The organism is Pseudonocardia sp. DxW, assembly GCF_058448985.1.
On the sequence record NZ_JBZFLK010000004.1, the window covers coordinates 247353 to 269841 of the forward strand.

The 22489-nt window shown below is 74.8% G+C and carries 19 protein-coding genes; 7 read left to right on the plus strand and 12 right to left on the minus strand.

Annotation, left to right across the window (positions count from 1 at the left end; all coding sequences use genetic code 11):
* Window positions 1-2: 2 nt before the first annotated feature.
* Window positions 3-449 carry a 50S ribosomal protein L9 gene (gene rplI, locus ACVJO7_RS08455; protein ID WP_344030580.1) on the plus strand — a complete coding sequence of 149 codons (447 nt, stop codon included), beginning with the start codon at window positions 3-5 and terminating at the stop codon, window positions 447-449.
* A 652-nt stretch (window positions 450-1101) separates the two neighbouring features.
* Window positions 1102-2514 (plus strand): replicative DNA helicase, encoded by a 1413-nt coding sequence (gene dnaB, locus ACVJO7_RS08460; protein ID WP_491672387.1) that lies wholly within the window; start codon window positions 1102-1104, stop codon window positions 2512-2514.
* Window positions 2515-2704: 190 nt separating this feature from the next.
* On the opposite strand, the gene ACVJO7_RS08465 is transcribed toward dnaB, so the two are convergent.
* Window positions 2705-3088: a DUF3040 domain-containing protein gene (locus ACVJO7_RS08465; RefSeq protein ID WP_491672388.1), complete on the minus strand. Its 384-nt coding sequence runs from the start codon at window positions 3086-3088 to the stop codon at window positions 2705-2707.
* Between the two features lie 162 nt (window positions 3089-3250).
* On the minus strand, window positions 3251-3748 hold the full coding sequence (locus ACVJO7_RS08470) for a dTDP-4-dehydrorhamnose 3,5-epimerase family protein (protein WP_344030572.1): 498 nt from the start codon (window positions 3746-3748) through the stop codon (window positions 3251-3253).
* A 198-nt stretch (window positions 3749-3946) separates the two neighbouring features.
* Between ACVJO7_RS08470 and ACVJO7_RS08475 the strand changes: the two genes are divergently transcribed.
* Together ACVJO7_RS08475 and ACVJO7_RS08480 are read left to right on the plus strand one after the other, a co-directional pair.
* Window positions 3947-5134 carry a methyltransferase C-terminal domain-containing protein gene (locus ACVJO7_RS08475; RefSeq protein WP_491672389.1) on the plus strand — a complete coding sequence of 396 codons (1188 nt, stop codon included), beginning with the start codon at window positions 3947-3949 and terminating at the stop codon, window positions 5132-5134.
* 13 nt (window positions 5135-5147) lie between these two features.
* Window positions 5148-5537 carry a BlaI/MecI/CopY family transcriptional regulator gene (locus ACVJO7_RS08480; protein WP_491672390.1) on the plus strand — a complete coding sequence of 130 codons (390 nt, stop codon included), beginning with the start codon at window positions 5148-5150 and terminating at the stop codon, window positions 5535-5537.
* Between the two features lie 6 nt (window positions 5538-5543).
* Here the strand turns inward: ACVJO7_RS08480 and ACVJO7_RS08485 are convergent, their stop codons facing one another.
* Together ACVJO7_RS08485 and ACVJO7_RS08490 are read right to left on the minus strand one after the other, a co-directional pair.
* The gene (locus ACVJO7_RS08485; RefSeq protein WP_491672391.1) at window positions 5544-7166 is read right to left on the minus strand and encodes an SDR family oxidoreductase; all 1623 of its coding nucleotides are present in this window, start codon (window positions 7164-7166) and stop codon (window positions 5544-5546) included.
* A gap of 38 nt (window positions 7167-7204) precedes the next feature.
* Complete coding sequence (locus tag ACVJO7_RS08490) at window positions 7205-8647, minus strand: AI-2E family transporter (RefSeq protein WP_491672392.1); 1443 nt, start codon at window positions 8645-8647, stop codon at window positions 7205-7207.
* A gap of 740 nt (window positions 8648-9387) precedes the next feature.
* Between ACVJO7_RS08490 and ACVJO7_RS08495 the strand changes: the two genes are divergently transcribed.
* Window positions 9388-9876: a hypothetical protein gene (locus tag ACVJO7_RS08495; RefSeq protein ID WP_491672393.1), complete on the plus strand. Its 489-nt coding sequence runs from the start codon at window positions 9388-9390 to the stop codon at window positions 9874-9876.
* Window positions 9877-10389: 513 nt separating this feature from the next.
* Window positions 10390-11625 carry a D-arabinono-1,4-lactone oxidase gene (locus ACVJO7_RS08500; protein WP_491672394.1) on the plus strand — a complete coding sequence of 412 codons (1236 nt, stop codon included), beginning with the start codon at window positions 10390-10392 and terminating at the stop codon, window positions 11623-11625.
* A 4-nt stretch (window positions 11626-11629) separates the two neighbouring features.
* On the opposite strand, the gene ACVJO7_RS08505 is transcribed toward ACVJO7_RS08500, so the two are convergent.
* Both ACVJO7_RS08505 and ACVJO7_RS08510 read right to left on the minus strand, forming a co-directional pair.
* Window positions 11630-12961, minus strand: a complete 1332-nt coding sequence (locus ACVJO7_RS08505; protein WP_491672395.1) for an amidohydrolase family protein — start codon at window positions 12959-12961, stop codon at window positions 11630-11632.
* Between the two features lie 2 nt (window positions 12962-12963).
* Complete coding sequence (locus tag ACVJO7_RS08510) at window positions 12964-13620, minus strand: NYN domain-containing protein (protein ID WP_491672396.1); 657 nt, start codon at window positions 13618-13620, stop codon at window positions 12964-12966.
* Window positions 13621-13746: 126 nt separating this feature from the next.
* Between ACVJO7_RS08510 and paaI the strand changes: the two genes are divergently transcribed.
* The gene (gene paaI / locus ACVJO7_RS08515) at window positions 13747-14139 is read left to right on the plus strand and encodes a hydroxyphenylacetyl-CoA thioesterase PaaI (RefSeq protein WP_491672466.1); all 393 of its coding nucleotides are present in this window, start codon (window positions 13747-13749) and stop codon (window positions 14137-14139) included.
* Window positions 14140-14188: 49 nt separating this feature from the next.
* Here paaI and ACVJO7_RS08520 read toward each other — a convergent pair whose 3' ends face one another.
* The 6 genes from ACVJO7_RS08520 to ACVJO7_RS08545 all read right to left on the minus strand — a co-directional run bounded on the left by ACVJO7_RS08520 (window position 14189) and on the right by ACVJO7_RS08545 (window position 22368).
* Window positions 14189-15475, minus strand: coding sequence for a benzoate/H(+) symporter BenE family transporter (locus ACVJO7_RS08520; RefSeq protein WP_491672397.1), 1287 nt, complete (start codon window positions 15473-15475; stop codon window positions 14189-14191).
* Between the two features lie 65 nt (window positions 15476-15540).
* A complete protein-coding gene (locus ACVJO7_RS08525) occupies window positions 15541-16797 on the minus strand; it encodes a xanthine dehydrogenase family Fe-S subunit (protein ID WP_491672398.1) in 1257 nt (418 codons plus the stop codon).
* A complete protein-coding gene (locus ACVJO7_RS08530; RefSeq protein WP_491672399.1) occupies window positions 16794-17666 on the minus strand; it encodes an FAD binding domain-containing protein in 873 nt (290 codons plus the stop codon). The genes ACVJO7_RS08525 and ACVJO7_RS08530 overlap by 4 nt, the downstream gene beginning before the upstream one ends.
* Entirely contained in the window at window positions 17666-18448 is a 783-nt protein-coding gene (locus ACVJO7_RS08535; RefSeq protein ID WP_491672400.1) for an enoyl-CoA hydratase/isomerase family protein, read from the minus strand. Before ACVJO7_RS08535 ends, ACVJO7_RS08530 begins: the two co-directional genes overlap by 1 nt.
* Before the next feature lies 1 nt (window position 18449).
* Window positions 18450-20861: a xanthine dehydrogenase family protein molybdopterin-binding subunit gene (locus ACVJO7_RS08540; RefSeq protein WP_491672401.1), complete on the minus strand. Its 2412-nt coding sequence runs from the start codon at window positions 20859-20861 to the stop codon at window positions 18450-18452.
* Window positions 20854-22368 (minus strand): class I adenylate-forming enzyme family protein, encoded by a 1515-nt coding sequence (locus ACVJO7_RS08545; RefSeq protein WP_491672402.1) that lies wholly within the window; start codon window positions 22366-22368, stop codon window positions 20854-20856. Before ACVJO7_RS08545 ends, ACVJO7_RS08540 begins: the two co-directional genes overlap by 8 nt.
* Between the last annotated feature and the right edge of the window lie 121 nt (window positions 22369-22489).

The following is a 22489-nucleotide window of genomic DNA, read 5'->3' on the forward strand; positions in this document are numbered from 1 at the left end:
AGATGAAGCTCATCCTCAACGCCGACGTCCCGAACCTGGGCGCGCCCGGCGACATCGTCGAGGTCAAGGACGGCTACGGCCGCAACTACCTGCTGCCGCGCAAGCTCGCGGTCGTCGCCACCCGTGGTGCCGAGAAGCAGGTCGAGCAGATCCGCCGGGCCCAGAAGACCCGCGAGATCCGGGACCTCGGGCACGCCCAGCAGGTCGACTCGCAGCTGCGCAACCTGAACGTGACCGTCCCGGCCAAGGCCGGCGACAACGGCAGGCTGTTCGGCTCGGTCACCCCGACCGCGGTCGTCGAGGCGGTCAAGGCGTCCGGCGGTCCGACGCTGGACAAGCGGATCGTCGACGTCCCGGGTCACATCAAGACCCTGGGCAAGCACCAGGTGCAGGTGCGCCTGCACCCGGAGGTCACCACCGAGCTGCCGATCGCGGTCGTCGCGAGCTGAGCGGTGCGGTGGTCGGTCGACCACTGAGAGTAGTCAGAGCGGTGTCCGGAGCCGAGTGCTCCGGGCACCGCTCTGTCGTATGTACGGACCCGCCCGCGACGGGTCGGCGACCGGTCCGCGGACGCGCTCCGGAGTCGCGAGTGGACGGGTCCGCCCGGTCGGGTGAGGACGGACCGGATCCGCTGTCACACAGACGACACGCCGCGCGGTGACGATCGGCTCGTCGGGCGGGGCTGTGGACGCGCCGGGCGGTGAACGGTGTCCGGCGCACTCCGACACGCCGGAAGCGGCCCTGCGACGACACGCCAGAGCGATGTTGTCCACAGCTGTCCCCATGCCACTGACCAGCGATGATGGCAGAAATCGATGCGCTGTCCCCAGGTTGTCCACAGCACGGTCCCGGGATGGGCGGCGGTCGTGCACAGTCCGTCCCCAGGTTGATCACCAGGCCGGTTGGTGCCGGGGGTGTGCGCCGACCTAGCCTCGGTCCGACCGGCTCGGCAGTACGTCCCGCACCCGCCCGCACGACCGGCGGCCCGGTGGCGGGCGCCCGGGCCGGACCATCACGGGAGACCCACGCGAGTACGCCGAGGACGGCTCTCGCGCTTCGAACGTGTGTTCGCTATGCTGTCCACCGGGGGTGACGCTGCGTATGGCTCTGACGGACGATCGTCCCACCGGCCGGCCTCGAGCCGTTCGCGACGAGGACCAGGCGGGCGGCTCCGGCAGCGGGAGCGGCACCTTCGATCGTCAGCCGCCGCAGGATCTCACCGCGGAGCAGTCGGTACTGGGCGGCATGCTCCTGAGCAAGGACGCGATCGCCGACGTCGTCGAGGTGCTCCGCCCGGAGGACTTCTACCGTCCCGCGCACCAGACGGTCTACGAGACGATCCTGGACCTCTACGGCCGCGGTGAGCCGGCCGACGCGGTGACCGTGTCGGCCGAGCTGCAGCGCCGCGGCGAGCTGGTGCGCCTGGGCGGCGCGCCGTACCTGCACACCCTCATCGCGACGGTGCCGACCGCGGCGAACGCGGCGTACTACGCGGAGATCGTCGGGGAGAAGGCGATCCTGCGCCGGCTGGTCGAGGCCGGCACCCGGATCGTGCAGCTCGGCTACCACGGAGCCGAGGGCGGCGAGGTCGACGAGGTCGTCGACCGGGCGCAGGCCGCCGTGTACGAGGTCACCGAGCGCACCACCACCGAGGACTACACGGTGCTGGAGGAGCTCCTCCAGCCGACGATGGACGAGATCGACGCGATCGCCTCCCGCGGCGGTATGTCCTCCGGCGTCCCCACCGGGTTCGCCGATCTCGACGCGGTCACCAACGGTCTGCACCCCGGGCAGATGGTCGTCGTCGCGGCCCGGCCCGGGCTCGGGAAGAGCACCCTGGGGTTGGACTTCGCCCGCTCCTGCTCCATCAAGAACGGCATGACCAGCGCGTTCTTCTCCCTGGAGATGAGCAAGTCCGAGATCGTCATGCGTCTGCTGTCGGCGGAGGCACGGATCCGGCTGGCCGACATGCGGGCCGGCCGGATGTCCGACGAGGACTGGACGCGGATGGCGCGGCGGATGTCGGAGATCTCCGAGGCGCCGCTCTACATCGACGACTCGCCGAACCTGACGCTGATGGAGATCCGGGCCAAGGCGCGCCGCATGAAGCAGCGCAACGACCTGAAGCTGATCATCCTGGACTACCTGCAGCTGATGACCTCGGGCCGCAAGGTCGAGTCCCGCCAGCAGGAGGTCTCGGAGTTCTCCCGGCAGATCAAGCTGCTCGCCAAGGAGCTCGAGGTGCCGGTGGTCGCGATGAGCCAGCTGAACCGTGGTCCCGAGCAGCGGACCGACAAGCGGCCGATGCTGTCCGACCTGCGTGAGTCCGGATCCATCGAGCAGGATGCCGACATGGTGGTGCTGCTGCACCGCCCGGACGCCTTCGAGCAGGACGACCCGCGGGCCGGCGAGGCGGACCTGATCCTGGCCAAGCACCGTAACGGTCCGACGACGACGATCACCGTGGCGCACCAGCTGCACTACAGCCGGTTCTCCGATCTCGCGCACGGCTGAGCGCCGGGCAGCGGCAGCACCGGGCGCGCGGGCGGCCGGTACGACGTGGCGTGCGGCCCGCTGACCGCGGCGCGGGACGTGGCGACAGCGCGGGACGTGGCGGCAGCGCGGCGGTGGCCGCGGCACGGGGTGTCAGGCGGCCGGGCCGGCCCGGCGCGACCGGCGCGGTGAGCGTGGCCCGGCGGCCCGCTCAGCCCCCGGGTCGGCGCCGCCGCGGCACGGTGGCCGCGACGCCCAGCGACAGCGCGGCGAGCACGATCCCGGCGATCACCACCGGCACCGCGACCATGACCGCTCCGGCCAGCAGCACCAGCAGGGACACCCCCAGCAGCACCGACGGCAGCGGCCCGGCCCCGTGCACCGAACGACCCGACCCGCCCGGGCCGTGCAGCAGGCTTCCCGGCGCGGCCGGACGCAGCAGGCTCCCCGGGGTGGCCGGACGCAGCGCGCGCCCCGGGCCGGCCGGCCGGTTCGCGCCGGTGAGCGCCGCGAACCGGCGCACCAGGCGTGGATCGGTGAGCCGCAGCCGGATCTCGATCTCGTGCAGCCGCCGTGTCTCGCGCTCGCTCAGCACAGGAGCACCCCTCGGAGTCTCGACCGGCGCACGGGAGCACCGGTGGGGAGCCTGGGGCGACGTCGATCCGGGCGTTCAGGGCAGACTACGTGACCTGATCGTGACCTTGACAGCCGGGCGAACGGGGTCACAGTGCCTGTGCTCACGCCGCACCGGCCCGGGTCACCAGATGGAGACGCGGTCCCGCCGGGGCCCGGCCGGGGCGCCGAGCCTGCTGCACAGACCGGTCCACGAGCGGTCCGGGGCCGGTGTCCTGGCGGGCCGGGACCGCAGCCAGCGCAGCTGGAGGTCCGGGTCGTCGGGATCGACGGTCGCCCGGTCCCGGCGGCTCGGCCTGGCCGCCGACCGGGTCTCGACGATCGTGCCGTCGGTGAGCGCCTGCACGCCGTGCAGGCAGCCGGGCGGGACCAGCAGCAGCCGCCCGCCGTCCAGCACGGACACGGCGAGCCGGCCGAACGTCTCGGCCTCCGGGCGGGCGTCGATCACGACCGCGTAGCCGGCTCCGCGGGACACGTCGAGCAGCACCGCCTCGGCCCGGTGCAGGTGCAGGCCGTCCACCGCGTCCCGGGCCACCCGGCGCCTGCGGCGCACCGCGAACGCGTCCGGCCCCGGCGGCCCGACGAGCAGCGACCCCGGCACCACGGTCCTCAGCACGCTCACCCGCCGCTCCCCCCCCCGGCCGCTCCGGTCACGCCCGGTGGCGTGTCCGGGCCCCGGCCCGTTTCTCGTACCCGGGACGACAACGAGAGAGAACGCCGTCGGTGACGCTCGGCGAATGTGTACTGCTCCGAACGGGTGGCCGAGGCGTGGCCGCCGTCGCGGACTACTGTCGCCCATAGTTGATCGGGGGTGGGCGCCATGCCGGAACCGGTGCGCTGCCGCGCCTGCCGTTCCGATCGCGGCGAGATCGTCCTCGACCTCGGCGAACAGCCCCCGTGGGACCGCATGCCGCTGCGGGACGCGCCGCTGCCCGATCCGGTCGCCCCGCTGCGGATGTGGCTGTGCGGGCGCTGCGGCCTGGCCCAGCTCGCCGATGACGTGCCGGTCGCCGAGGAGCTGCACGGCGTCGAGCCGCTGGCGTTCGCCGCGCAGAGCGACCGGTCGGTCGCCCGGCTCGCCGACGCCGGCCTGGTCCGTACCGGCGGCCGGGTGGCCGAGTTCGGCAGCCCGCACGGCGAGTCCTGGCTGCCCCGGCTGACCGGCCGGGGGATGACCGCGCTCGATCCGGCGGATCCCGGGGCCGGGCCCGCCGACCTGGTGGTCGACGTCTACGGGCTGCTGCACGAGCCGGACCAGCGGACCGCGCTGCGCCGCCGCGCGGCCCTGCTCGCGCCGGGCGGGACGCTCGCCCTGCAGCTCCTGTCGCTGGGCACCGTGCTGCGCGAGGGCCAGTGGTACGACCTGCGGCACGGTCACCACGCCTACTGGTCGCTGCCCGCGCTGGACGCGGCGCTGCGCGGGCACGGGATCGGCCTGCACCGCGCCTGGTGGTACCCGCTCTCCGGCGGAACGCTGCTGGTCACCGCCCGGGCCGGGGCCGAGCCGGACGCCGGGGCCCGGCGGCTGCTCAGCGCCGAGGACGGGCTCGGGGTCCGGACCGCGGCCGGGCTGGGCCGGTTGCAGGCCGCCGCCGACGGCACCGGCGCGCTGCACGCCTGGCTGGTCGCCGAGCGTGCCGCGGGCCGCACCGTCGCCGCCTACGGCGCCGCGTCGCGGTCGGTCCCCCTGGTCTGCCGGGCCGGGATCCGGTCGGACCTGCTCGCGGCGGTCGGCGACGCGGCGCCGGCGAAGCAGGGCAGGCGGATGCCCGGCACCGACGTGCCCGTCGTCGCCCCGGCGGAGCTGGCGCGGCTGCAGCCCGACCGGGTCGTGCTGTTCATGCCGGAGCTCGCCGACGAGGTGCGCGCGGAGCTGCCGGGGATCGAGGCGGCCGGGGGCCGGTGGGTCGTCCTCGATCCGGCTCCGCGGCTGCTCGGCCGGGTGGCGGCGGAGCGGTCCGCCGGACGGAGCCCTGGGGCGCATGGGGGGTTGCGGTTACCCTCGTAGACCGGGAGGCACCATGCGAGGTCGACTCGGTGAGCTCGAGGCAGCCGTGATGGACGTGCTGTGGGACGGTGCCGCACCGTGCCGCGTCCGGGACGTCCGGGCCCGCCTCGCACCGGCCCGCCCGCTGGCCTACACCACCGTCATGACGGTGCTGGACAACCTGCACCGCAAGGGCTGGGTCCGGCGCGAACTCGACGGCCGGGCCTATCTCTACCGCCCGGCCGCCACCCGCGAGGAGGAGACCGCGCAGGCGCTGCGCGAGCTGCTGGACGCGGCCGGCGACACCGAGGCCGTCGTGCTGCACTTCGCCCGTTCGGTGTCCGAGCGCGAGTCGGCGGTGCTGCGGGCCGCGCTGAACCCGTCGGCACCGCCGGTGCTGTGGGGCCGCGACGCCGCGGGCTGACCGGGATCAGGCGGCGCGGCCGGCGGACCGGCGGGACCGCAGCCAGGACGGCCTGCGGCTCGCCGGCGGGGTGTCGGGTGCGCCGTCGTCGGCCCGCTCGGCGGTCCTGGTGATGTTGCGGACCATCCCGCCGAAGACGATCCCGTGGAACGGCGCGACCGACCACCAGTACAGGAACCCGGGCAGCCCGTGCGGGATGAACACCGCGCGCTGATGGTAGGTCGATCCGCCGTCGCGGGGCCGGACCGTCATCTCCAGCCAGGCCCGGCCCGGGACCTTCATCTCGGCCCGCAGCCGCAGCAGCGCCGCCCCGTCCCCGTTCCGGCTGTCCCCGTGCCGGCTGTCGCTGCCGGGCTCCACCAGCCGTTCCACCCGCCACCAGTCCAGCGCGTCGCCGGTGTGCAGGTCGTCCGGGTCGCGGCGGCCGCGGGCCAGCCCGACCCCGCCGACGGCCCGGTCCATCCATCCGCGCACCGACCAGGCCAGCGGGAACGAGTACCAGCCGCGCTCCCCGCCGATGCCCTTGACGACCGTCCACAGCCGTTCGGGTGAGGCGCCGCAGTCCTGCTCGCGCTCGTCGAGGTAGACGCTGCCGCCCGCCCACTCCGGGTCGCTGGGCAGCGGATCGGACGGCACGTTCTGCACGGTCGCGCCGGACCAGCGGGTCTCGACCTCGCCGTCGGTGATCCGGGACAGCGCCAGCCGCACCGCCCGGTCGTAGCCGATCCGGCCCTCCGGCGGGTCGGGCACGTAGCCCAGGATGTCCTGCTCGGAGCAGACCACCTCGTGCACCAGCGACTCGATCAGCGGGGTCGCGATCGACTTCGGCACCGGCGTGACGACGTTGATCCAGTGCGCGGACAGCGACGGCGACAGCACCGGCACCGGGACGACCCGCCGGCGGCCCAGCCCGGCGACGGCGGCGTAGCGCTGCATCATCTCGACGTAGGTGAGGATCTCCGGCCCGCCGATGTCGAACGTCCGGTTCAGCCGCCCGGGCAGCTCGGCCGCCCGGATCAGGTAGCGCAGCACGTCGCGCACCGCGATCGGCTGGATCCGGTTGTGCACCCAGCGCGGGGTGACCATCACCGGGAGCCGCTCGGTGAGGTGGCGCAGCATCTCGAAGCTGGCCGATCCGGAGCCGAGGATCACCGCCGCCTGCAGCACGACGGTCGGCACCCCGGACCGCAGCAGCGTCTCCCCGACCTCGACCCGGGACGCCAGGTGCGCCGACAGCTCGGCCGGGTCGCCGTCCGGGTGCAGCCCGCCCAGGTAGACGATCCGCCGCACGCCGGCCTCGCGCGCGGCCTCACCGAGGATCAGCGCCGCCCGCCGGTCGAGCGAGGCGAAGTCCGAGTCGGACAGCGAGTGCACCAGGAAGTAGACGACGTCGACGTCCCGGCACGCCTCCCGGACGCTCTCCGGATCGAGCAGGTCCCCGGTGACGATCTCGGCGTCGCCGGCCCACGGGACGTCCGCGAGCTTGTCCGGGTTCCGGACCAGGCAGCGGACGTGCACCGGGCCGGCGTCCGGGTCGGGCACCAGATCGGCCTCCGGGCCGTGCCCCAGCAGCCGCGGTGCCAGCCGTCCACCGATGTACCCGGTCGTTCCCGTGACGAGATAGCGCACGGACCGATCGTCCCACCGGTTCGCCCGCCCGGCAGGGTTCACGATCTCCCGGTGAGCTCGGCGGGCGGGTTCCCGTCGCGCGGCCGCAGCGGATCGACGGCCTCGGGTGTGACCTCCCGGGGTGCGACGAGCGAGCGCACGGCGGCGGTGAGCACCGCCAGCAGCGGGACCGCGAGCAGCGCACCGACGATGCCGGCGATCACCACGCCGGCGGCGACGGCCAGCGCGACGGCCAGCGGGTGCAGCCGCACGGCGCGTCCGAGGAGCACCGGCTGGAGCACGTGGCTCTCCAGCTGCTGCACGGCCAGCACGACACCGAGCACGATCAGCGCGGTCCCGAGGCCGTTCGCGACCAGCGCGATCAGCACGGCGATCGCCCCGGTCACCACGGCGCCGACGATCGGGATGAAGGCGCCGACGAACACCAGCGCCGTCAGCGGCAGCGCCAGCGGTACGCCGGTGATCCACAGCCCGAGGCCGATCCCGGTCGCGTCGACGATCGCGACCAGCACCGTCGCCCGCACGTAGCCGACCAGCGAGGCGAACGCGCGCCGACCGGCGACGTCCACCCGCTCGCGCCGGCCGACCGGTGCGAGCAGCCGCAGGAAGCCCCACATCCGGCGGCCGTCGTAGAGCATGAAGATCAGTGCGAACAGGCACAGCGCGAAACCGGCCAGCACCTCGCCGACCGTCGTCGCGGTGCTCACCGCACCCGAGGTGAGGGTCTGCTGGTTGTCCTGCAGGGTCTCCAGCAGCTGGTTCCCGAGCTGCTCGACGTCGACCTGGAACGGGGTGGCGTCCACCAGGCCCTGCAGCGACGCCACGCTGATCGTGAGCTGCCCGATCAGGTCGGCGGTGCCGTCGACCAGGGTGTTGACGACGAGGGTCAGCAGCCCGCCGAGCGCGGCCAGCCCGGTGACCATCACCAGCCCGGTGGCGACCCCGCGCGGGACCCGCCGGTCGTGCAGCCACTGGACCAGGGGGGCGAGCAGCGCGGCCAGCAGCACGGCGATCGCGACCGGGATGACGACCACCCGCAGCTGGATCACCAGGAAGATCATCAGTGCCAGTCCGGCCGCGATGACCAGCATCCGGGCGCAGATCTCGGAGGCCACCCGCAGCGGTGCCGGGACGTCCGAGCGGTCCGCCGGGCGGCGCGATCGCCGGGCCCCGGGGGCCTGCTGCGGGGTGTCGGACCAGGACAGGGCGGCCTCCGGATCGGACGCCGCGCCGCCCCGGGGCTCGGCGAGGGGCGGTCCGGCTCCCTCGGCGAGCGCGGCCGCGGAGGACCCGGGATCGTGCCCGGTGCCGGTCTCCAGGTGCGCGATGCCCGGCTGCACGGTGTCCGGCCGTGCGGTCTCCGGGTGCGCGGTGTCCGGGTGCGCGGTGTCCGGCCGTGCGGTCTCCGGGCGCGTCGTGTCCGGGTCGGTGGCCGTCCCGGGGTCCGGCCGGCCGTCGCCTGGTCCCGCACCGTCCGCCATCACCCCGACGCTAGACCCCGGTCCGGCTGCCGGCCCGCCGCGCGCGGAGCCCGCACCCAGGTCCGCTCGGACGGCCCAGCGCCGGCCCGGCCGGGGCGGTCCACCCGGCGGTATCCGGCCGGGGCCGGCCCGTCGCCCCGGGACGGTGCCGGCGGTCCGGCAGGGCGGTGCCGACGACCGGCACGACGGTGCCGGCGATCCGGGCTCGCGGACCGGGACGCGCCGGCGACCGGCCGTCCGGCGACGCCCGCCCGGCACGCGATCCGGGGAACCTCTCGCACCCCTCGGACGGCCCAGCCACCGCGCGGTCGGAGCAGTGTGGACCACCGGAGATGACGCAGCGTCGAACTACACCCGTGTAGTGGACACCCCGAGGTCCGGCGGTGACACCGTCAGGTGGCGGACCGGTCACCCACCGCCCGATCACCGCCCGGACGTGCCCCGAAGCCGGTAGGAGCAGCCGGAGCGACACCTCCGCCCCGGGTTCGGGACGGGTTGACAATTACTCGCTGCTCCACAAGAGCGCCGGACACACACTCTCCGTACACGCGACGCAGGGTGACGGCCGGGCTGCGCCACCCGTACGAGCGCACTTGCCGGTGTCGCTGTAACCGCCGTTTCCCCGCTCGGGTGTCACCCGTTGACGGAGTGAGTGGGCCGAACGGCGGTACGACGGGTACGGACTTCGGGCGAACCAGTTGCGGCACACAACCGACGTCAGCGAGCAGGAGGTACGGCGGGTGTACGAGTTCGAGAGTGGATCCAGCGGTCACGGTTCCGGCGGTCTCGAGTCGTCGATCCGGCGTCGGCGGGCCACCCGGGACGGATGGCCGTTCCCGGGCCGGCACGAGTCGCACAACGAGATCGCGGACGAGACCCCGATCTTCCATTCGCTCACCGTCGGCGGGTGGCGGGACCGGCAGCGCTCCGGCTCCGCGGGCAACGCCGTGCGGCGGGTGCACCGCGGCACCGTCCGGACCACCCGCCGCGCCCCGGCCGCCGACGCCCGGCAGACCGCCGACGCGGTCGCCGCGTTCCACACCGATCCGCTCGCCTCGCCGGTCCCGCAGCAGTCCGAGCCGGTCGGCCGGGGCACCTGGAACGACCCGGGCGACGCCGCGCTGGCGATGCTGCGGCGCCGTCGGGACGCCGCGCGGGCCGCGGACCGGGCGGCGGTCGCCGACCTGCTCGGCGGCGCCGGGCGGCACCGGCTGACCCGTTCGGCCTGATCGTCACGGCGCAGGCAACCAGCGCGCCCCCGGGACGTCCCGGGAGGTGAGAAGACGTCCCGCGGAGACCTTGGGCCGCGGGGTGGGTGACGACCGGCTGGGGAGCAGGGTCGTCAGCACGCAAGGCGAGGGCCGGAACGCCGGGTCGGAGGGAGCCGACCGGGCGTCCCGGCCCTCGCGCGTACCCGTGCCGGCACGGTCGGGCGGTGCCGGACGCGATCGAGCCGGCCCGGAACCGTGGGGAGCGCGATTCCGGAGGCGCGGGCTCGACGAGGCGGGGACGGCGTCGGCCCTGCCTCACGCGGCGACATGATCGCCACGGAGTGTGACCGTAACGGGCGGCCGTCCGGGTCACAAGGGGTCTGTCGTAGTCCGTTCTGCAGCATCACCGAACACTGCAGTCACCACCGTCACCTGAGTCACCACGTTCGACGAAGTCGTGCGGGGTGACGTCGCCGCGTCGTACCCGGATCCTTCCGCACGGTGACGCCCGGGCGCTCTACCCTGCAGTCGATGAGCACCGATGCCGCGGCGACCGGACCCCGTCGCACCGACCGCCCGCTGGACGAGGCCGGGGTGGTGACGGCGGTGCGGCGCGCCGCCGAGCGGGGCACCCGGGTGCGCCCGACCGGAGCGGGGGCGCGGGCGCCGGGACCGCTGGTCCGGACCGACGACGTGCTGCTCGACGCGTCCGCGCTGACCGGGGTCGTCGAGGTCGCCGAGGACACCGTGCGGGTCCGTGCCGGGGAGACGATCGCCGCCCTGTGCACCACGCTGGCCGCGTCCGGGCGCGCGCTCGCGACCGTGCCGGACGCGCCGCGGGCCACCATCGCCGGTGCCACCGGGCTCGGGATGTACGGCGGCGAACCGGCCGTCGGGTCGCTGTCCGACCAGGTGCTGGCGGTGCGGCTGGTGGACGGGCTGGGCCGGGTCCGCGAGGTGACCGGATCGGACCTGGACGCCGCCCGCTGCGGCCTCGGCGCGCTCGGCGTGCTCACCGCCGTGCAGCTGCGCACGGTGCCGCTGCGCAGGCTGCGGGTGCACGAGGAGTCGACCCGGACCAGCGAGCTGCTCGCCGACGGCGTGCTGACCGGGTACGCCTGGACGGAGTGCGACGTGGCGGTGCACACCGGCCAGGCGATCGTCCGGTGGGCCGAGCCCGAGGACACCGACGACCTGCCCGCCGATGTCGCCGAGGCCCGCGGCGGATACGCCGGGACCTGGGGCCGGGCGGTGTCCCGGCTGGCGTCGTCGTGGTGGTCCGCGCGGTCGTCGTGGCCGCCGCCGCACCGCTGGGCACCCGGGACCGCCGGCCCGCCGCACGAGGTGCTGCCCGATCCGCAGCCGTGGGACCCCGATCTCGCCGAGTGGGCGGTGCCGCGCGCCGCGCTCGGCACGGTGCTCCGCGAGCTGGGTGCCGCGGTCGCCACCCGGGGGCACGACCTGCGCCCGGTCCGGGTGCGGCTGGGACCCGCCGAGACCGGCCACCTGCACCCGGCGTCCGGCCGGGACACCGCCTACCTGCGGATCCGGACCCGCGGCGCGGCGGAGGAGCCGGTACGCCGACTGGCCGGTGCCGTCCTGGAGGACGCGGGCGGCCGCCCCTGCTGGACGACCCGGCACGAGTGGGGGCCGGACGAGCTGGCCGTCGCCTACCCGGGCTGGGCGGCGTTCGGCGAGGTCCGCGACCGGTTCGACCCGGAGCGGCGGTTCACCGATCCCTACCTGGCGTCGGTGCTCGGCCCCTGACCTCTCAGGACGCCAGCGCCTTTCGGAGTCGGGCCGAGACGGCTCGCACCGCGGCGAGCGACTCCCGGCGGTCGGCCATCGTCGGTTCGCCGCCCGCGACGACCTGCTCGCCGCCGACCCACACGTCGCGCACCAGCCGCGAGCCGCCGGCCCACACCAGGTTCGACACCAGCTGGGCGTCGTCCTCCGGGGCGACGAACGCGGAGTCGTCGGTGTCGATGTGCACCACGTCGGCCCGCCGGCCGCCCTCGAGCACGCCCAGGTCGTCCCGCCCGATCGCGGCCGCGGCGTCGGCGGTGCCCATCAGCAGCACCTCGGCGGCGGTGATCGCCGCGGCGTCGTCGGCCCCGATCCGGGCGAGCAGCCCGGCGAGCCGGGCCTGGTGCCACAGGTCCAGGTCGTCACCGGAGGCCGGGCCGTCGGTCCCCAGCCCCACCGGGACGCCGGCCCGGCGCAGGTCCAGCAATCGCGCCGTCCCGGCCGCGAGCTTGGCGTTGGAGCCGGGGCAGTGCGCGACCGCGACCCCGTGCCGGGCGTAGGTGGCGATGTCGTCGTCGGACAGGTGCACCGAGTGCGCGGCCAGGATCCGGCCGCCCAGCGCGCCGCCCGCGTCCAGCATCGCCGGGACCGAGCCGTGCTCGTCGCGCAGGTGGGCGTCCTCGCTGCGGGACTCGGCGACGTGCGTGTGCACCAGCGCGCCCCGCTCACGGGCGTGCTCGGAGATCGACGCCAGCGCACCGGGCGGGAGGGTGTACGCCGAGTGCGGGCCGTAGCCCAGCTCGATCCGGCCGTCCCCGCCCGGGTGCAGGCCGTGCGCGTCGATCCGGGCCGACACGTCGTCGCGCATCTGCTCCCAGGTGCCCAGCCGGTCCCAGCCGGGCGCGGCGATGATCCCCGGCGTCAGCACGGCGCGCGATCCGGCGGTCCGGACGGCGTCGGTCAGCGCGTCGGTGAAGAAGTACATCTCGACGCTGGTGGTGCAGCCGGTCCGCAGCAGGTCCAGGCAGCCGGCGAGCATCCCGGCGTGCACGTCGGACTCGGTCAGCAGCGCCTCGGCCGGCCACATCACGTCGGTCAGCCACGGCATCAGCGGGAGATCGCCGCCCATCCCGCGCAGCAGCGACATCGGGGTGTGGCAGTGCGTGTTCACCAGGCCCGGCATGATCAGCCCGGGCAGCGGCCGGACGACGGCGTCGGTCGCCGGTGCGTCGGTCGCCGGGCCGAAGTGAGCGATCCGGCCGGTGTCGTCGACGTCGAGCACGGCGTCGCGGACGACCGGGAACCCCGGCGCGCAGCTCAGCGCCACCGGGGCGGTGAGCCGCTGCAGCACCGCCACTGTCAGCGCCGCTCGAGCAGCGAGCGCAGGGACCGGAACGGCGGCAGCCAGGCGCCCTCGTCGGGCAGCGTGTCCAGCGAGACCCGCGGCAGCGGCTCCCGGAACACGCCGTCGATGTCCTCCAGGTCCAGGAACGAGATCACCTCGGAGGACAGCGCGAACCCGGCGTACTCCCGGAACCCGATCACCGAGACGTCGGTGCCGGACTCGACGAGCTTCTCCAGCGGGTCCTTGAACGCCCGCCCGTCGCCGGACGCGACGACGACGTGCCGCAGCCTGCCCTCGGCCGCGCGCAGGTCGATGTGCGCGAGCATGTCGTCGTCGACGTCGGAGTCCTCGCTGCTCTTCGGCTTGGCGAAGACCGCGAAGCCGACGTTGCGCAGCGCCTCGACCCAGGGCCGGACGATCTCGATGCTGCCCGCGGCGACGTTGGTGAACACGCACGCCTCGGCCTCGGCCTCGGGGCCGGCGAGATCGAGCAGCCAGCGGCCGACGGCGTCGAACCGGGGTCGGTAGGCCGACGTCGGCCGGGCGCCCAGCAGCGAGCCTAGGCTCATGTCCATGTTCGGGGCGTCCCAGACGAGCAGCACCCGCTCGAGCGGTCCGGTCGGCGCGGTACGCCCCTGCTGGCCCGTCACGGTCCCCGCCCCGCTGCTCATGCCGGCGAGCCTAGTCGGGACATCCCGTCGGCCGGCGGGCGCCGGGTGGGCGAGACTGTGCCGGTGACGACGACGGGCAGTGCGGGCACCGACGGTCAGCGGATCGCCGACGAGAGCGCGGCCGCGATGCGGGCGGCGGACCGGGCGGCCCGCATCGCGGGCGTCGAGGTGACGGAGGTGGCGCCGGGCCGCGCCGTCGCCACCATGACGGTCGGCGAGGACCACGCGAACGGCCATGGCGTCTGCCACGGCGGCTACCTGTTCCTGCTCGCCGACGCCGCGATGGCGTACGCGTGCAACGCCTACGGCGTCTCGGCACTGGCGACCGGCGCGGACATCGCGTTCCTGCGCCCGGCCCGGACCGGCGACCTGCTGACCGCCGAGGCGGCGGAGCGCGCGCTGGCCGGGCGGTCCGGGCTCTACGACGTGACGGTCCGGACCGCCGACGGGGCGGTCGTCGCCGAGTTCCGGGGGCGGACCCGTCAGGTCCCTGGCCTGGCCCCGCCGCCGCCGGCCTGACCCTCCCGGCCCGCCCGGGCGCGGCCCGCGGCCGCACCGGCGACCGGGCTCACGCCGGCGCCGACCTGAAGTCGCGACCCTCCAGGACCGCCGAGCCGAGCACGCCGGCCACCAGCGCCCAGAACGGGCTGGAGATCCCTAGCGGCGCGATCCCGCTCATGGCCACGACCAGCGCCGTCAGCGCCCCCACCCGGAACCGGCCCTCGCCGAAAGCGCCACGGAACGACGAGACCAGCACCCCGATCATCGCCAGGCCCGCGACGGCCGAGACCAACTCGACCGGCAGCGCCGTCACCGCGGTCATCGCCAGGCCGGCGAGCACGCCGAAGGCGATGAACACGACACCGTTGACCACGCTCGCCGCGTACCGGGCGTCCTTGTCAGGGCCCGCCTGCGGACCGGCGCAGATCGCCGTCATCGGGCCGGCAATGTTCGCGTTGTGCCCGCCGAACAGCGGCGCCAGCGCGCCGCCGATGCCGCTGGCCACCGTCATCGCGTTCACCGGCGGCCGGTAGCCCTGGCTGAGCAGCACGCCGTAGGCCTGCGCGTTTTCCGCCGCGATCACCAGAACGGCGAGCGGCAGCGCGACGGCGAGCAGCGCGCCCACGTCGAAGGTAGGGACGACCAGTACCGGAAGGGTCCAGCCCTCGACGGCGGCGCCGTCCCCGGAGAGGGCGCCGGTCGCGATCGCCGCGACCAGCCCGGCCCCGAGCGCGCCGAGCGCCCCCGGGACCGACGGCACGAACCGGGACAGCACCAGGAACCCGGCGATCGCCGAGCCGACGATCCACGGCGCCGCCGCGGCCGCGTTCACCACGTCGGTGCCGAACCGGATCAGCGCCCCTGCGATCATCGCCATCACGATGGGCAGCGGGAGCAGGCGGGCCACCGTGCCGATCAGCCCGCTGAGGCCGAGCGCCAGCACGAGCAGGCCGGCGACCAGGAACGCCCCGACCAGGTCGGAGAACTCGTAGAAGCCGAGCGCCCCGACTGCGAGCACCGCGCCGGGGATGGAGTACGCGCCGACCGCGGGCATCCGGTAGCGCAGTGCCAGGAACAGCGAGATCAGCCCGCCGAACACGTAGATCCCGAAGATCCAGGACGAGATGATCACGCCTGGGACGCCGGCGGCGGAGGCTCCGTCGATCACGATCAGGGCGGGCCCGGTGCACCCGAAGACCGCGGCGACCACGCCGGCGCCGACCGTTGCCGGATTGAGCCGCGACGGCAGGCCGCGCAGACCGGACCGGATGCCAGGTCCGGGCTCGAGCCCGCGGGAACGGACCGACTCGTCCAGCACGGCGCCCTCGCCGGGCCCGTCGGTGGATGCGGCCATCGTGTCGCCTCCTAGCGATCACACACCGGATCGGTGCAGTGGGTACGGGGTGTCCGGCGGTGCGGTCAGGACCGGCGGCGCAGGCCCCGGAGCCGGCCGAGCCCGCGCCGGACGAGCGCACCGGCGGCGTCCCGGGCGGTGCCGACGAGCAGCCGCAGCTGCGCCCGGCGACCCGGCGCCGTCACCGAGCCGGTCTGCGCGGCCTCGTCGACACTCGCCGCGAACTGCTCGAACATCCGCCGTGAGACGTCCCCGGCGAGTGCCCGGCCGAACTGGGCGACCCGGCCGGTGAGATGGACGTCGGCGTGCGCGGTCAGGACGGTCCGCCCATCGGGGCCGGCCGCCGCCACCAGCACGACATCGGCCCGGGTGGTGCTGCCCCCGGCGTCGGCGCCCTGGGCGTGGAAGCGCAGCCGGTGCGCCGCCGGATCGCGTTCGACGACCTGGGCGAGTCCGTCGAAGGAGAGCCTCACCGGGCCGAGTGCGACGGTGGCGCGGCCGCGGTACCGGTCGCCGTCGAGCACCTCGGTCAGCCGGGCGCCGGGCAGGCAGCGGGCCAGCAGGTCGAAGTCGTCCAGCACCGCCCAGACCCGGTCGGTCGGCGCGCACAGCGTGCTGGTCACCTCCACCACCGCCGACGGCGGACCGGAGGGCAGCTCGACGCGCTCGGGTGCCGCTGTCGCCGGGACGTCCTCGGCCGGGGCCCCGGCCCCGGCCCCGGATCCCGCTCCGGTGCCGCGGCCGACCAGGGTGCGGTGGCCGCAGGCCATCGGGCCGGGGACGCCGTCCGGGTAGGTACGTGCGACGTCGTCGACGGCGGCGAGAATCCCGCGGTACCCGGTGCACCGGCACAGCACGCCGGACATCTGCTCGGGCAGCTCCTCGGCGATGACGCCCGGATCGGACCGGAGCAGGTCGTAGCTGCTCATCAGCATCCCGGGAGTGCAGAAGCCGCACTGCAACCCGTGATGGGCGGAGAACGCCCGCTGCAGCGGATGCTGGTCCTCGGGGGTGCCGAGCCCCTCGACGGTGACGATCTCGGCGCCCTCGCACTGGACGGCGAACAGCAGGCAGGCCCGGGCCGCCTGCCCGTCGACCATGATCGTGCACATCCCGCACACGCCGTGCTCGCAGCCCAGGTGGGTGCCGGTCAGGCCGAGCTGCTCGCGCAGCGCGTCGGCGAGATGCGCCCGGGGCGGCACCTCGACGGTGGCCCCGGTGCCGTTGACGGTCATCGCGATCCGGACGGTCTCGTCGGCGGCGACCCGTTCCCGGGGTGCGGGCCGGGCCCGCGAGGCCGGGGGATCGGACAGGGCGGTCATGCGGTCTCCCTCCGGTCCCGGGCGCGGCGCAGCGCCCGGGACAGCTCTCGTGCGGCGAGCACGCCGAACAGCCGCCGCCGGTACCCGGTGGAGCCGTGCGTGTCCCCGCCGGTGTCGACGACCTCCTCGGCGAGCGCCGCGGTGGCCGGGCGGAGGCCGTGCTCGTCCTCCGCCTCGCGCAGCAGCGGCGTGACCTCGCGGGTGACGGCCCGGTCGGAGATGCCGAAGCCGGTCAGCCGGGCCCCGGTGACGGCGCCGTCGCGATCGACCCGGACCCGGGTGACGACCCCGGCGAGCGCGAAGTCGCCGTGCCGGCGGGCGATCTCGGCGAACCCGTGGCCCTCGCCGGCCGCCGCGGCCGGGAAGGTCACCGACAACAGGAGGTCCTCCGGGCCGGCGGCGGTGCTCATCGCCCCGGTGACGAACTCGGCCGCCGGGATCGTCCGCCGCCCGGCCGGGCCGATCAGCTCGATCCGCGCGTCCAGGCAGCAGGCGACGGCGGGCAGCTCGGCGGCCGGGTCGGCGTGCGCGAGGCTGCCGCAGACGGTGCCCCGGCTGCGCAGCTCGCGATGACCGACGAACGGCATCGCCATCCCGATCAGCGGGACGGCGCGGGCGGCCGGGTCGTGCTCGACCGCGCGCTGGCGCACCGCCGCGCCGACGCGCAGGCCGCCGTCCCGGACGCCGAGCTCGCCGAGCTCGGGGACGGCGGTGATGTCGACGAGGGTGCCCGGCCGGCCCAGCCGCATGGCCAGTACCGGGACCAGCGACTGCCCACCGGCGAGCACCTTGCCGTTCCCGCCGGCGAGCTCGCCGAGCACGTCGTCGAGCGAACCGGGGCGGACGTAGGCGAACGGTGCGGCCTTCATCAGCGACCCGTGAACTCCGCCGCGCGCTTCTCGCCGAACGCCTTCACGCCCTCGGCGAAGTCGTCGGTGGCGCGCAGCATCGAGTAGGCCTTCCGCTCCAGCTCGATGCCGGTGTACAGCGGGCCGTCGACACCGCGGTCGAGGACCTCCTTGGCGGTGCGCAGCGCGGCCGGGGAGAAGCCGGCCATCCTCAGCGCGAGCTCGTCGGCGGCGGCGTGCAGGGCGTCCCGGTCGTCGTACAGCTCGGCGGAGAGGATCCCCCAGTCCAGCGCCTGCCGGGCCTGGATCCGGGTGGCGGTCATGATGTGGAACTTCGCCCGGGACAGCCCGATCAGCCGGGCCAGTCGCTGGGTGCCGCCGGAGCCGGGGATCATGCCGAGGTTCATCTCGGGCAGCGCGAGCTGGGTGCGGCCGGTGCCGAGCCGGATGTCGCAGGCCAGCGCCATCTCCAGCCCGACGCCGAAGCAGTAGCCGTCGATCGCCGCGATCACCGGCCTGGTGCTGCGGGCCGGGGCGGTGACGTCGTGCCCGAGGTCGGTGAGGTCGATCGGGTCGACCTCCATGAACCCGGCGATGTCGCCGCCGGAGGTGAAGTGCTGCCCGTCCGAGCGGACCACCACGACCTTGATCTGCGGGTCCCGGTCGATCTCGGCGAAGCGCTCGGCGACCAGCCGGCGCATCTCCATCGTGACGACGGTGTACGTGCCGTGGGACAGGGTCAGGTACGCGACGCGGCCGTCGTGCCCGCGTTCGAGGACGACGTCGCCGCCGGTGAGTGCCATGTCAGGAACGCTCCTTCTCGGTGAACTTCCGGTGCAGGACCTCGCCGTGCAGGGGCAGCGAGGTGACGGTGATCCCGTGCGGGGCCAGCGCGTCGGCGACAGCGTTGGCGTAGGCGACCGGGAAACTCATGGACGACCCCTCGCCGCAGCCCTTGGCTCCGAGCGGGGTCAGCGGTGACGGCGTCACCACGTGGTCGGTGCGCAGCTCGAACCCGGCCTCGGCGCTGGTCGGGCACAGGTAGTCGAGGAACGTCGCCGACGTGGGCTGGCCGGACGGGGCGTGCGTGAACTCCTCGTAGCCCGCGCCGCCGAGGCCGTGCACCAGTGCGCCGTGGACCTGCCCGTCGAGCAGGGTCTGGTCGAGCACGGTGCCGGCATCGTGCACCGAGGACACCCGGTCGACGGTGATCTCCAGGGTGTCCGGGTCGATGGAGACGGCGACGATCTCGGCGACGAAGCCGTAGCAGAGCGAGGAGTTGATCCGGTCATCGGCGGTGGCGGCCCGGGTCTCGCGCGGCGAGAACTCGGCCTCGGCGTAGAGCCGGGCGGGCACGCCCTCGGGCAGCGCGGCCGGATCCCAGTGCACGACGCCTGCCGCGTGCCGGAACGTGACGCCGCGGCCGTCGGGGTGCACCACGTGCCCGTCGACCAGCGACAGCTCGGCCGGGTCGGCGCCGTCGAGCAGGGTCGAGGCGGCGGCCTTCACCGTCGTCGCGATCGTGTCGGCGGCCGCGACGACGGCGCTGGTCACCAGCGGCGCGAAGCGCGAGGAGTAGGAGCCGGAGGTGACCGTCCAGGGCGTCGTCGCGGTGTCCATGTCGATCACCGCGCGGACCCGGTCGGGCGGCAGCCCGAGCCGTTGCGCGGCGATCCGGCGGGCCACCGTGGCGTGCCCCTGCCCCTGCGGGACCGAGCCGAGCAGCACGGTCACGGTCCCCTGGAGGTCCACCGACATCCGGACGTGCTCGGTGGAGCCGGACTTCCCGCGGCCCGGCCTGCGCTGTTCGGCCGGGGTGGCGAGACCGACGTAGCCGATGTTGGTGCCGGACGGGTCGACGACCAGCGCGGTACCGATCCCGTAGCAGCCGCCGCGGGCCCGCGCCTCGTCGCGGCGCTTCTCCAGCTCGGGCAGGTCGGCGTTCTTCACCGCCAGCTCCAGCGCGGCGGCGTAGTCGCCGGAGTCGTAGACGCCGCCGGTGGCCGTCTCGTGCGGGAACGCGGTCACCAGGTTCCGGCGCCGCACCTCGACGACGTCGAGCCCGGTCGCGTCGGCGATCTCGTCCAGCAGCCGTTCGAGGCCGAAGTAGAGCTGCTGGCCGCCGAACCCGCGGTTCAGCCCGGTCGGCATGGTGTTGGTGACGACCGCGCGGGCCCGGATCTGCACCGCGTCGATCGTGTACGGGCCGGTGATGTTGCCGTAGCAGCGGTAGAGCGTGGAGGGCTCCGGCGGGCGCAGGTAGGCGCCCACGTTGTCGATCAGGTCGGTGCGCAGGGCGGTGATCGTGCCGTCGGCGGTCACCGCGGCGGAGAACGTCATCGCCCGGTCGGCCCCGGTGGAGCTGGCCATCAGGTGCTCGACCCGGTCCTCGGACCAGCGCACCGGGGTGCCGGCGTGCTTCGAGGCCAGCGCCATCAGCACCACGTAGGGATAGATGCCCGCCTTGATCCCGAAGCTGCCGCCGATGTCGGCGGGCACGTGCAGCCGCACCTGCGAGGTGGGCAGGCCGAGCGCGCCGGCCATCACCGGCACCATCGAGAACGGCCCGTGGAAGTTCGCCCACGCCTCGACCGACGGCCCGCCGGACTGCTCGGTCCAGTGCGCGATCACCGAGTAGCACTCCATCGGCACCGAGGAGTAGCGGGGGAAGTCGTAGGTCCCGGTCACCACGTGGGCCGCGTCGGCGAACCGTTCCTCGACCGGCCCGAAGGAGAAGGTGCGGTCGGTGGCGACGTTGGTCCCGGCGTCGGGGTGCAGCAGCGGGGCGCCGGGCTCCAGCGCCGCGCGGGCGGCGGTGACCGCGCCGAGATCCTCGTAGTCGACCGAGACCAGCTCCGCGGCGTCCTCCGCGACGTACCGGTCGGTGGCGACGACGACGGCGATCGGCTCCCCGACGAAGCGCACCTTGTCGACGCCGGTGGGCAGGTAGGGCATCGGCACACCGGTCGAGAGCGGGAACGGCCGCAGCGCCGCACGCACCTCGTCGGGCCCGATCACCGCGGCCACCCCGGGATGTGCCCTGGCGCGGGTGAGATCCACCGACCGCAGCCGCGCGTGCGGCCGGTTGGACCGCACGACGGCGGCGACCAGCGTGCCGGGGAGCGGATCGAGATCGTCCAGGAACGCGCCGCGGCCGGTGACCAGCGCGGCGTCCTCGTCCCGGCTCGGGGTCCAGTGCTCCGGGTGCTCAGGCACGGAACTCACCCCTGGCCCGGTAGTCCCCCGCGACCAGGGTGCGGCGCAGGGTCTTGCCGACCCCGGACCGCGGCACCTCGTCGACGGCGATGACCCGCTTCGGGCGCTTCAGCGACGGCAGGTGCTCCCGCGCGAACGCCATCGCCCGTTCGGCGGCGACCATCGGGTCGGCCCCGCGGGCCGGGACGACGAACGCGCTGACGGCGTGCCCCCAGCGCTCGTCGGGCAGCCCGACCACGCACACGTCGTCGATCTCGGGGCACCGGGCCAGCACGGACTCGATCTCGTCCGGGTAGACGTTCTCGCCGCCGGAGTTGATCATGTCGTCGGTGCGGCCGGAGACCCAGAGGTCGCCGTCGTCGTCGGCGACGGCCAGGTCGCCGGTGTGGTACCAGCCCTCCCGGATCGCCCTGGCGTTCGCGTCGGGCCGCTGCCAGTAGCCGCCGAACGCCTCCACCGACTCCATCGAGACGATGACCTGTCCCTGCTCGCCGGGCTTCACCTGCTCGTCGACCGGGGCGTCCGCGTCCGGTGCGATCAGCCGGACCCGGGAGAACAGCCCGGCCCGGCCCGCGCAGCCGGGCTTGGCGGCGACATCAGGGCCGATGGTGAAGGTGTAGATCTCGGTCGAGCCGAAGTGGTTGACGAACGAGATCGGTGCGAGCTCCTCGACGAGCTGCTCGGCCAGCGACGGGGTCATCGCCGCCCCGGCGTAGGCGAGGTTGTCCAGCGCGCCGGCCCCGCCGAGCCGGCCGGTGCGCAGCAGCGACCAGTAGATCGTCGGAACCAGGTAGAGCGAGCCGATCCGCTCGTCGAGGATCAGCTGCATCGACTCCTCGGCGTCGAAGGCGGGCTGGCCGACCCAGGTGCCGCCGACGACGATCGATCCCAGCAGGGTGCGCAGACCCATCGTGTGGAACAGCGGCATCACGCCGAGGGTGGCCACCCCCTGCCGCTGCCGGGTCTGCATCACGTGGGCGACGGCGGCGGAGTGCTCGGCGCCGTGCGTGCGCGGCACGCCCTTCGGCTTCCCGGTGGTCCCGGAGGTGTAGAGCATCACGCTCAGGTCGGTGGCCTGCGGCGTCGCCGCGGCGACCGGTGCGTCCTGCCGCTGCGCCGTGGCGTCGATCTCGGCGACGGTGCGCAACCTGTCGGTGATCCCGGCCTCGGCCATCCGGTCGGCGTGCGCGGAGTCGGCGATCGCGAGCCGCGCGTCGGCGTCGTCGAGGCAGTAGGTCAGCTCCGCGACCCCGAACCGGGTGGAGAGCGGCACCGAGACCGCGCCGAGCTTCTGGGCGGCGAGGTGCAGGCTCGCCAGCTGCTCGCCGCCGTGCATCAGCAGCGCCACCCGGTCACCCCGGCCCACCCCGTTCGCGCTCAGGGCCGCGGCCAGCCGGTCGGTGCGGGCGTCCCATTCGCGGTAGGTCAGCCGGCGCCCCGCGCCGGCGACCGCCGTCCGCTCCGGGTTGCGCTCGGCAGCCCAGCGCAGCGTCGTCACCAGGTCCATGCGACCTCCTCGTCTTCCATCTGTTTCAGACCATACGATTCAGACGATCGCGCTGGCAAGGGTCGTTCTCGGCGGACGAGGAGCGCCGGGAGCACCCGGCTACAGTCGGGTCCCTGCCGAT

What these genes read in the sequence shown, in the direction of transcription:
- ACVJO7_RS08525 (WP_491672398.1), bottom strand. Translation starts at nt 16,797, where the DNA reads ATGACCGCCCTGTCCGATCCCCCGGCCTCGCGGGCCCGGCCCGCACCC.
- ACVJO7_RS08535 (WP_491672400.1), bottom strand. Translation starts at nt 18,448, where the DNA reads ATGGCACTCACCGGCGGCGACGTCGTCCTCGAACGCGGGCACGACGGC.
- dnaB (WP_491672387.1), top strand. Translation starts at nt 1,102, where the DNA reads ATGGCTCTGACGGACGATCGTCCCACCGGCCGGCCTCGAGCCGTTCGC.
- ACVJO7_RS08480 (WP_491672390.1), top strand. Translation starts at nt 5,148, where the DNA reads ATGCGAGGTCGACTCGGTGAGCTCGAGGCAGCCGTGATGGACGTGCTG.
- rplI (WP_344030580.1), top strand. Translation starts at nt 3, where the DNA reads ATGAAGCTCATCCTCAACGCCGACGTCCCGAACCTGGGCGCGCCCGGC.
- ACVJO7_RS08510 (WP_491672396.1), bottom strand. Translation starts at nt 13,620, where the DNA reads ATGAGCAGCGGGGCGGGGACCGTGACGGGCCAGCAGGGGCGTACCGCG.
- paaI (WP_491672466.1), top strand. Translation starts at nt 13,747, where the DNA reads ATGCGGGCGGCGGACCGGGCGGCCCGCATCGCGGGCGTCGAGGTGACG.
- ACVJO7_RS08520 (WP_491672397.1), bottom strand. Translation starts at nt 15,475, where the DNA reads ATGGCCGCATCCACCGACGGGCCCGGCGAGGGCGCCGTGCTGGACGAG.
- ACVJO7_RS08530 (WP_491672399.1), bottom strand. Translation starts at nt 17,666, where the DNA reads ATGAAGGCCGCACCGTTCGCCTACGTCCGCCCCGGTTCGCTCGACGAC.
- ACVJO7_RS08475 (WP_491672389.1), top strand. Translation starts at nt 3,947, where the DNA reads ATGCCGGAACCGGTGCGCTGCCGCGCCTGCCGTTCCGATCGCGGCGAG.
- ACVJO7_RS08545 (WP_491672402.1), bottom strand. Translation starts at nt 22,368, where the DNA reads ATGGACCTGGTGACGACGCTGCGCTGGGCTGCCGAGCGCAACCCGGAG.
- ACVJO7_RS08500 (WP_491672394.1), top strand. Translation starts at nt 10,390, where the DNA reads ATGAGCACCGATGCCGCGGCGACCGGACCCCGTCGCACCGACCGCCCG.
- ACVJO7_RS08490 (WP_491672392.1), bottom strand. Translation starts at nt 8,647, where the DNA reads ATGGCGGACGGTGCGGGACCAGGCGACGGCCGGCCGGACCCCGGGACG.